Consider the following 8,978-nt stretch of genomic DNA (forward strand, 5'->3'; position numbering starts at 1 on the left):
TAACTCCGCGAGCGGGCGCGCAGGTTACCATGACTTATCGGAAGAACGGGACAGCATACCTAGCCGTGAGTAGGCCATGAAGATCCACGCCAGGGGCCACGAGAACGTACGCGCGACCCACGCCAAGACCCTGGAGATCACCGGCGATCAGGACATCACGCCCCGGGCGACCTGTGTCATCGGTGTCGGCGCCGCCTTCGACGGCCAGGAGCTGGCGCTGCTGCGCGGACCGGTCGCCGTCCGGCTGTCGGCCGGGCCGCACGTGGCGACCGGCACCGCCGTGGTCAATCCGCTCCACGCGGTGACCGACCGGCTGGTCCTCCGCCGCAGCGACCACGCCTCGCCGGACACCTTCGCGGTCCGCAGCACGCTGGTGGCGAGCGCGCTCGACCCGGAGTTCGTCGCCGCGCTGGCCGACCCGGCGAACGAGGTGACCCTGACGCTCACCGAGGCGGGGCCGCGTCAGCCGCTCGTGCTCGTGAACCGCCGGGACCAGCCGGAACCGCAGGGGCGGCCGGGGCTGCTGTGGCGTGCGGCGGACGCCTCGGTGGACTTGGACGCCTCGCGCGTCCCGGACGACGCGCGTACGGCCCTGGCCGAGGGCGGGGTGGTCGCGGCGGTGGCCTCCGGCTCGCTGGAGGGCGTCTCGCAGGCGGCCGGTGCGTGGCTGGCCGAGGCGGCCGGGCTCGGGGCCCGGTTCGAGGTCCTGGGCGACGCGACCGGGGCCGTACCCGCACTGCTGGCGGCGGGGCTGCCGGTCGCGCCGGTGATCCAGCTCGGCCGGGTCGACCGGCGGGCGCTCGCCGGTTCGCCCTGCGCGGACCTGCTGCGTTCGGCGTCGGTCCCCGTGGTGTTCCGGGCGCCGGGCGCCGACCTGGGCGTGCTCGGCGAGGTGCTGGCCGGCTCCTTCGGTGAGCGCCGGATCGCCGTTCCGGACGGGCGCCCGGACCTCGGGCACGGGGCGTCCTGGATGCCGCTCCCCGAGGCGGTCGAGACCTTCGAGGGCGACGACGAGAGCGTGTTCGTCCTGGCGCCCCAGGAGCGCGCCGCCTGGAACGTGGACCTCCGGCCCCTGATTCCGCTCCTGGTCGAACAGGGCGTGACGGCTCGGACATTGAGCACGGTGCTCCGTCCGTTCGGGATCAGCCGCCGGGACCTCTACGACGCGCTGGGCGACGGCCCCAAGAAGTAACAGCCCCCAGAAGTAGGCGACGGCCCGGCGAAGTAACGGCCCGAGAAGTGGGGTGAAGGGGGAAGCGGCCTCGGGGGGACAAAGCCGCTTCCCCCGGGAGCGGGGCCTGCCGCTCCTTGCCGCGGTCGGGGGAGGCCACGGCACGGGTCCCACGGAAGGGCCCCTGTTCCCCGGCCCCGGAAGCCTGTCGGCTCCGCAGGGCTCGTTATCCATCCTGCCGCGTCACGGGGGCCGCGTGGACGGACCAAGGGCCCCGATCGGCGGGTCGTTGGTCCTCTAGGTGGATGCCGTCCCCATCCCCGAACCTAGGCAAGCGATCGCAAACACCCAGCGGATACGGGCATGCGTACGGATAGACTCGCCCGACCGCACAGGGGAGCGAAGGGGAGTCAGGGGCTGATGGTTCAAGCGAGGAAGATAGCCCTCTACGTGATCGTCGTCTTCGTGCTCTACACGATCATCACGTCCCCCGCCCGCGCCGCGGATCTGGTGCAAGTAGGGTTCGAAGGCATTTCGAACGCCGCTCAGGGCGTCGGCGACTTCATGTCCGAGCTGGTCAATTAGGAGTACCGCGTGATCCGCCATCTGGTCCTGTTCAAGCTGAACGACGGCGTCGAGCGGGACGATCCCCGGGTCGTCGCGGGCGCCGAGGCGTTCCGGGAGCTGGCGGGCAAGGTCCCCGAGCTGGAGTTCTGGGAGTGCGCCTGGAACATCACGGACCGGCCGATCGCCTACGACTTCGCCATCAACTCCGCCGTCGCCGACGAGGCCGCGCTGAAGCGCTACATCGAGCATCCGGACCATCAGGCGGCCGCCGGCCGGTGGCGCGAGTTCGCCACCTGGGTGATCGCCGACTACCCGTTCTGACGGCTTCGGCCCTGCGAGCCCCTCACCGCGCCGGTGAGGGGCTTTTCTTTGTGATGAGGCCATGGCGAGGCGTTTTAAACCAAGGCTCGGTCAACACGGCGCTATGGGGTGCTTGCACATAGTGGTCATGTCTTGTGATGCTATGACCGCTTTTGACGGACGAATTGACTGAAGTTGACCGCGAAGGGGTGGCGTCATCGTGCCGGCCAGTACAGCGCCTCAAGTGCCTCCCCAGATCCATCAAACGGCGCAGACCCATCAGGCGGCACCGGCCGTACCACCGGCCGGGTCCGCCCAGGCACCGGGCGTGGTGCAGACGATCGAGATCGAGACCGAGACCCCGGACGAGACGGTCGCGCCCGCCAGGTCGCGGGGCGCGGACACCCGGGCGCTCACCCAGGTGCTCTTCGGGCAGCTCAAGGGCCTCGAACCGGGCACCCCGGAGCACGACCGGGTGCGGACCGCGCTGATCGAGGCGAACCTCCCCCTCGTGCGGTACGCCGCCGCGCGCTTCCGCAGCCGTAACGAGCCGATGGAGGACGTCGTCCAGGTCGGCACCATCGGCCTGATCAACGCGATCGACCGCTTCGACCCCGAACGCGGCGTCCAGTTCCCGACGTTCGCCATGCCCACCGTGGTCGGCGAGATCAAGCGCTACTTCCGGGACAACGTGCGCACCGTCCACGTGCCCCGCCGGCTGCACGAGCTCTGGGTGCAGGTCACCGGCGCCACCGAGGACCTGACGACCGCCCACGGCCGCTCCCCCACCACCGCGGAGATCGCCGAGCGGCTGAAGATCTCCGAGGAGGAGGTGCTGGCCTGCATCGAGGCCGGCCGCTCGTACCACGCCACCTCGCTGGAGGCCGCCCAGGAGGGCGACGGGCTGCCCGGGCTCCTCGACCGGCTCGGCTACGAGGACCCTGCCCTGGCAGGAGTCGAGCACCGGGACCTCGTCCGGCACCTGCTCGTACAACTGCCCGAGCGCGAACAGCGCATCCTGCTGCTGCGGTACTACAGCAACCTGACGCAGTCCCAGATCAGTGCCGAACTGGGTGTCTCCCAGATGCACGTGTCAAGGCTCCTGGCCCGAAGTTTCGCCCGACTTCGATCCGCAAACAGGATCGAGGCGTAGCTCGAACGGGTAGACCGTCCTCGGGGCGATTCCCGTCGGCCAAATGCCGCACACCCCTTGTTAACTGCACAGACTCCCCCTGGACTTGTCGACAAGTCACTACAGCGTGTTGCCGACATGTGACATTCTGCGGGAAGTGAGTTTGCCGCAGTCCCGCCTCCGGTATTCAGGTGGAGGCTGCGTTCCTCCGATGGTCGTGGCCACCGCGACCGTCCGCGACCTCAAGGGGGTGGCATGTCCGAAGAACAGGGCAGCTCGAAGGTGCTCACGCTCACCAAGAGCGCTCCCGCACCCGTTGCGCTCACCAGCTCGCCGGAAGCCATCGACACCCGCACACTGTCCCGCTCCCTGTTCCTGCGGCTCGCCGCACTGGGCCCCGTCCCGGGCCCGGGAGGAACCGACAGTCCGGAGCGCGCCTATGTGCGGGACACACTCATCGAGCTCAACCTGCCGCTGGTGCGTTACGCCGCGGCGAGGTTCCGGAGCCGCAACGAACCGATGGAGGACATCGTCCAGGTCGGCACGATCGGCCTGATCAAGGCGATCGACCGCTTCGACTGCGAACGCGGCGTGGAATTCCCGACGTTCGCCATGCCGACCGTGGTCGGCGAGATCAAGCGGTTCTTCCGCGACACCTCGTGGTCGGTGCGGGTGCCGCGCCGGCTCCAGGAGCTGCGGCTCGCCCTGACGCGGGCCAGCGACGAGCTCGCCCAGAAGCTCGACCGCTCCCCGACCGTTCCGGAGCTGGCCAAGGCGCTCGGCGTCTCGGAGGAGGACGTCGTCGACGGCCTGGCCGTGGGCAACGCCTACACCGCCTCCTCGCTCGACTCGCCCTCCCCCGAGGACGACGGCGGCGAAGGCTCGCTGGCCGACCGGCTGGGGTACGAGGACGCGGCGCTGGAAGGCGTCGAGTACCGCGAATCGCTCAAGCCGCTGCTGGCCAAACTCCCGCCGCGCGAACGGCAGATCATCATGCTGCGGTTCTTCGCCAACATGACCCAGTCGCAGATCGGCGAGGAGGTCGGCATCTCGCAGATGCACGTCTCCCGTCTGCTGACCCGCACCCTCGCCCAGCTCAGGGAAGGCCTCATCGCCGACTGAACCGGACTGCGGGGGTTCATAACTGACGGGGCGTCAGGCACACTGGCGCGATGCGACGTCAGACACGCGTCCCCGCCGGCCGCCGAGGCACCGTGCTCGCCGCCTCGGCGGCCGTGCTGTTCCTGGGCGGCGCGCTGGCGGGCTGCGGCGGGACGGGCGGCGACAACGACGGCTACACGGCCCTCGGCGCGGCCGCCACGGGGCCGGGGAAGGCCCCCTCGGGGGCCGTGGCCCCCTCCGACGACGTCACGCTGATCCCGCTGGACGGGGCCCGCAGCGGCACGAAGGGCGGCGGCGACGCGAGCCCGTCGCCGGGCGCGGCCGAGGGCGGGGGTACGGACCCGACGCGGCCCGGTGGCCCGGGGTCTGTCTCGGGACCTGCCTCCGACCGCGCCTCCGGCCGCGCGACCGGCTCACCCGGCTCCCCCAGGGCACCCGGCACGCCCGGCACGCCTGGCTCACCGGCCACGGGAACCACAGCGCCCGCGCACGGCCCCCCAGGTACCCCCAGCACCAAGAACCCCGGCAGCCCCACAAGCCCCGCGCCCCCGTCCAGCCCCACCACCCCCGCCGACCCCACCGGCCCCGCAGTCCTGCACGTCGGCGCGCCCGTGCGGGCGGCGGCGGATGATCGTTGGTGCGAGAAGGTGACCGTGGAGTTCCGTAATACCGGAGGGGCGCCCGTGCGGTCGGGGACCGTCACCTTCGCCACGCATGTCATCGGCGGGCTGGGGGTCGACTGGGCGACCCTGGAATCGACAGCGCCGCTGCCCGCGCCGATCGACGCGGGAGCGGCGCGGAAGAAGACGTACACCGTCTGTGTGGACGCCTGGCGGGTGCCCCTGGGCATGCACGTCGAGACCCGGGGCGTCACCGCCGCCTGGAAGTGACGAGGGACGTGAAGCTGGGGTTACCGGTCAGCCGAGTGCGAGCCAGGCGACCGCGCCGAGCACGATGACCACCGCGACGATCCCGACGATCAGACCGGTCCTCGGTCCGGAGGAGGAGGAGACGGCGGCGGGCTGCTGCCGGCGCTGCGGCTCGCCCTCGTCGACGAAGGCGCGGAACATCTGGGTGCTGCCGGCCGGGTCGTGGGAGCCCTCGGGACCCTGCGGTGCGTGGGGATTGTGTGCCATATCGCAGGACACTAGCGAACTCGGCCGAACGGCCCAACCCCCGGGCTCCGCCTCCCGATCCACCACCCCTGTGGCGCACGACACACTCGACGCTCCTCTACCGCAGACCCTGCGGGTTTGACCAGTGCCCTACACAGCCTTTTGCGTTCCTTTACCCCAGCAAGCCCCTTTTCGTTTGCCTGCAGCAACCAACGGCTTCTATGGTTGCCCTAAGCAACAAGATGACCGGTGAGATGTCTGGGGGTTCCGTGGCCGCACGGAGTCAGTACGAAGAACTGGCCCGGCAGCTGAGCGCCATCGGAGCCGTCAAGAGAGGTCTCGCCCGTATCCTGCCCGCCGAATGCCCTGGCGGGTCCGCCGCCGTGCTGACTCTGCTGAGCCGGCACGGTGAGATGCGGATCAGCCGGCTGGCCGAGCTCCTCGCGGTCGACATGTCGGTGACCAGCCGACACGTCGCCCACGTGGCGGAACGGGGCTGGATCGATCGATTCCCCGACCCGGCGGACAAGCGGTCCCGCATTCTGCGGCTGACCCCCGCGGGGGAAGGGGTCCTCGACGACCTCTCCAGCCGGACGACCGAGATGTTCGCCGGTCATCTTCAGGATTGGTCCGACGAAGAGGTCGGACAGCTCAACACGTTGCTGGCCCGGCTGCGCGACAGCTTCTCCTGTCGCGGCACCGGAGGATGCGCCCCGGGGAAGCACAGCGGCGACTGCCGCCCCCGGCAGGCCGACAGCCACGACGGCACGTACACCCGTACACCCGTGTAACAGAAGCAAGGACAAGGACTTAAATGGCTACGACCACACCGAGCGGTGTGCGGGGCGGCCACGCCAAGCACGGAGGGCATGACGCCTCCGACGGCACGCCGATGACACACCGGCAGATCATGGAAGCACTGACCGGGCTGCTGCTCGGCATGTTCGTCGCGATCCTGTCGTCCACCGTCGTCTCCAACGCCCTGCCGGAGATCATCTCCGACCTCGGCGGCGGCCAGAGCGCCTACACCTGGGTCGTCACGGCCTCGCTGCTGGCGATGACGGCGACCACGCCCCTGTGGGGCAAGCTCGCCGACCTGTTCAGCAAGAAGCTGCTGGTCCAGATAGCCCTGATCATCTACGTGGGCGGTTCGGTCATCGCCGGTCTGTCGACCAGCAGCGGCATGCTGATCACCTGCCGTGTGGTGCAGGGCATCGGCGTCGGCGGTCTCTCCGCCCTCGCCCAGATCGTGATGGCCGCGATGATCGCCCCGCGCGAGCGCGGCCGTTACAGCGGTTACCTCGGCGCGGTCTTCGCCGTCGCCACCGTCGGCGGCCCGCTGCTCGGCGGTGTCATCACCGACACCAGCTGGATGGGCTGGCGCTGGTGCTTCTACGTGGGTGTGCCGTTCGCGGTCATCGCCCTCATCGTGCTCCAGAAGACCCTGAAGCTCCCCGTCGTCAAGCGTGAGGTCAAGGTCGACTGGACCGGCGCCTTCTTCATCAGCGCCGCCGTCTCGCTGCTGCTCCTGTGGGTGACCTTCGCGGGCGACAAGTACAACTGGATGTCCTGGCAGACCGGCCTGATGCTCGCGGGCTCCGTGGCCCTCGCGCTGCTGTTCGTCTTCACCGAGTCCCGGGCCAGCGAGCCGATCATCCCGCTGCGTCTCTTCCGCAACCGGACCATCACGCTCGCGTCGCTCGCCTCGCTGTTCGTCGGTATCGCGATGTTCGCCGGCACCGTCTTCTTCAGCCAGTACTTCCAGCTGGCGCGCGGCAAGTCGCCGACGATGTCCGGTGTGATGACGATCCCGATGATCAGTGGTCTGTTCATCTCCTCGACCCTCTCCGGCCAGATCATCACGAAGACCGGCCGCTGGAAGGCCTGGCTGGTCAGCGGTGGCTTCCTGGTCACCGCCGGTCTGGGCATGCTCGGCACGATCCGGTACGACACGACGTACTGGCACATCGGCGTCTACATGTTCGTCATGGGTCTCGGCATCGGCATGATGATGCAGAACCTGGTGCTCGCCACGCAGAACCAGGTGGACCCGTCCGACCTCGGTTCGGCCAGCTCCGTCGTCACCTTCTTCCGTTCCCTCGGTGGTGCGATCGGTGTCTCGGCCCTGGGCGCCGTCATGGCGAACCGCGTCACCCACTACGTCAAGACCGGCTTGGCGGACCTCGGTCCCGAGGGCGCGGCCCTGGGCCACGGTGGCACCGGCGGCGGGGGCATCCCCGACCTGGACAAGCTGCCCCCGGCCTTCCGCACGGTCGTGGAGGCCGCCTACGGGCACGGTGTCGGTGACGTCTTCCTGTACGCCGCTCCGGCCGCGCTCGTCGCCTTCGTGATCACGATCTTCATCAAGGAGGTCGCGCTCAGGACGAAGGCCGGCAACGACGCCCAGGCACAGGCCGAGACGCCCGCCGAGGTCCCCGCCGGTACGGCCGAGGCCGTCGCCGAGGGAGCCGCCGGAGTCACCGCGGTCGACACCGCCGTGGCCGTGGCGGAAGCCCCCGCGGACGCCGCGGTGGACTTCGCCAAGGGCACCGCCGTCCACGGTGTGGTGCGCGGCGCCGAGGGCGCTCCCCTCGACCGGGCCGCCGTCACGCTGATCTCGCTCGGCGGCCGCCAGCTGGGCATCGCCGCCGCACAGGGCGACGGCCGTTACACCCTGGACGCCCCGGGCGCCGGTTCGTACGTGCTGATCGCGTCCGCCGACGGCTTCCAGCCGCAGGCGTCCACCGTGGTCGTCGGCGACGAGCCGCTGGCGTACGACATCCTGCTCTCCGGTACGAGCGGCCTCGCCGGTACCGTGCGGGCCGCCGAAAGCGGCTCGGCGGTCGCGGACGCCATGGTCATCGTGACCGATGTGCGCGGCGACGTGCTGGCCACCGGCAAGTCCGGTGAGACGGGCGACTTCGCCTTCGGTGAGCTGGTCCCCGGCGCGGTGACCGTCGCGGTCAACGCGCCCGGCTTCCGCCCGCTGGCCATGCCGGTGGAGGTCGGTGGCCAGGGGGTCACCCGGGTCGAGGCCGCGCTCCAGGCCGGTGCGCTGGTCCAGGGCATCGTCCGCGCCGGTGCGAGCCGGCGGCCGCTGCCGGACGCCCGGGTCACGCTGGTCGACGCGGCCGGCAACGTGATCGCCACCTCGACCACCGGGGAGGACGGGGCGTACGCCTTCGCCGACCTGGACGCGGGCGAGTACTCGGTCGTCGCGACCGGCTACCCGCCGGTGGCCGGCGCCCTGACCGTGGCCGGTCACGGGATCGACGGCCACGACATCGAGCTCGCCCACCCGGGCGAGTAACCCGAGCGGTCCGGGGCACACCCCCGGACCCACAAGACCCCTGGCGGGTCGGCACTTCGAGCGGAGGCGCCGCACCGGCCAGTGGAAATGGGCCCCGGCGGCGGGGACGGCAGGCAGGGGACGGCCTGCCGTCCCCGCCCCGGGGCCCGACTCATTGAGTGGCCGGGCCCGGCGACCGGGCGGGCCACTGAGCAACGAGAGAGAGAACGGGATGGGACTTCGCGCACAGGTACGGACGCGGGACGGCTGGGCCGTCCAGCA

General features: G+C 70.6%; 9 protein-coding genes. 8 read left to right on the forward strand and 1 reads right to left on the reverse strand.

Annotated features, from left to right (window positions below):
* The first annotated feature begins 76 nt into the window (after positions 1-76).
* The 6 genes from E6P78_RS29190 to E6P78_RS29210 all read left to right on the forward strand — a co-directional run bounded on the left by E6P78_RS29190 (position 77) and on the right by E6P78_RS29210 (position 5,182).
* Positions 77-1,192, forward strand: coding sequence for a DUF371 domain-containing protein (locus tag E6P78_RS29190; protein WP_136206643.1), 1,116 nt, complete (start codon positions 77-79; stop codon positions 1,190-1,192).
* Positions 1,193-1,621: 429 nt separating this feature from the next.
* Complete coding sequence (locus E6P78_RS33940) at positions 1,622-1,756, forward strand: hypothetical protein (protein ID WP_276607236.1); 135 nt, start codon at positions 1,622-1,624, stop codon at positions 1,754-1,756.
* A 9-nt stretch (positions 1,757-1,765) separates the two neighbouring features.
* A complete protein-coding gene (locus tag E6P78_RS29195) occupies positions 1,766-2,059 on the forward strand; it encodes a Dabb family protein (protein WP_136206644.1) in 294 nt (97 codons plus the stop codon).
* A 307-nt stretch (positions 2,060-2,366) separates the two neighbouring features.
* On the forward strand, positions 2,367-3,191 hold the full coding sequence (locus E6P78_RS29200; protein ID WP_136206652.1) for an RNA polymerase sigma factor SigF: 825 nt from the start codon (positions 2,367-2,369) through the stop codon (positions 3,189-3,191).
* A gap of 234 nt (positions 3,192-3,425) precedes the next feature.
* A complete protein-coding gene (locus E6P78_RS29205) occupies positions 3,426-4,292 on the forward strand; it encodes an RNA polymerase sigma factor SigF (RefSeq protein ID WP_136206645.1) in 867 nt (288 codons plus the stop codon).
* Positions 4,293-4,342: 50 nt separating this feature from the next.
* The gene (locus E6P78_RS29210; RefSeq protein WP_136206646.1) at positions 4,343-5,182 is read left to right on the forward strand and encodes a hypothetical protein; all 840 of its coding nucleotides are present in this window, start codon (positions 4,343-4,345) and stop codon (positions 5,180-5,182) included.
* Positions 5,183-5,209: 27 nt separating this feature from the next.
* Here the strand turns inward: E6P78_RS29210 and E6P78_RS29215 are convergent, their stop codons facing one another.
* Positions 5,210-5,428, reverse strand: a complete 219-nt coding sequence (locus E6P78_RS29215; protein ID WP_136206647.1) for a hypothetical protein — start codon at positions 5,426-5,428, stop codon at positions 5,210-5,212.
* A 248-nt stretch (positions 5,429-5,676) separates the two neighbouring features.
* Between E6P78_RS29215 and E6P78_RS29220 the strand changes: the two genes are divergently transcribed.
* Both E6P78_RS29220 and E6P78_RS29225 read left to right on the forward strand, forming a co-directional pair.
* Positions 5,677-6,198: a MarR family transcriptional regulator gene (locus E6P78_RS29220; RefSeq protein WP_136206648.1), complete on the forward strand. Its 522-nt coding sequence runs from the start codon at positions 5,677-5,679 to the stop codon at positions 6,196-6,198.
* A gap of 23 nt (positions 6,199-6,221) precedes the next feature.
* Positions 6,222-8,717 (forward strand): MFS transporter, encoded by a 2,496-nt coding sequence (locus E6P78_RS29225; protein ID WP_136206649.1) that lies wholly within the window; start codon positions 6,222-6,224, stop codon positions 8,715-8,717.
* Positions 8,718-8,978 lie beyond the last annotated feature (261 nt).

The organism is Streptomyces sp. A0958, assembly GCF_004795035.1.
Taxonomy (GTDB): Bacteria; Actinomycetota; Actinomycetes; order Streptomycetales; family Streptomycetaceae; genus Streptomyces.

Excerpts from the sequence above, each read along its gene's own strand:
- E6P78_RS29190 (WP_136206643.1), top strand. The coding sequence starts at position 77 with ATGAAGATCCACGCCAGGGGCCACGAGAACGTACGCGCGACCCACGCC.
- E6P78_RS29205 (WP_136206645.1), top strand. The coding sequence starts at position 3,426 with ATGTCCGAAGAACAGGGCAGCTCGAAGGTGCTCACGCTCACCAAGAGC.
- E6P78_RS29210 (WP_136206646.1), top strand. The coding sequence starts at position 4,343 with ATGCGACGTCAGACACGCGTCCCCGCCGGCCGCCGAGGCACCGTGCTC.
- E6P78_RS29215 (WP_136206647.1), bottom strand. The coding sequence starts at position 5,428 with ATGGCACACAATCCCCACGCACCGCAGGGTCCCGAGGGCTCCCACGAC.
- E6P78_RS29225 (WP_136206649.1), top strand. The coding sequence starts at position 6,222 with ATGGCTACGACCACACCGAGCGGTGTGCGGGGCGGCCACGCCAAGCAC.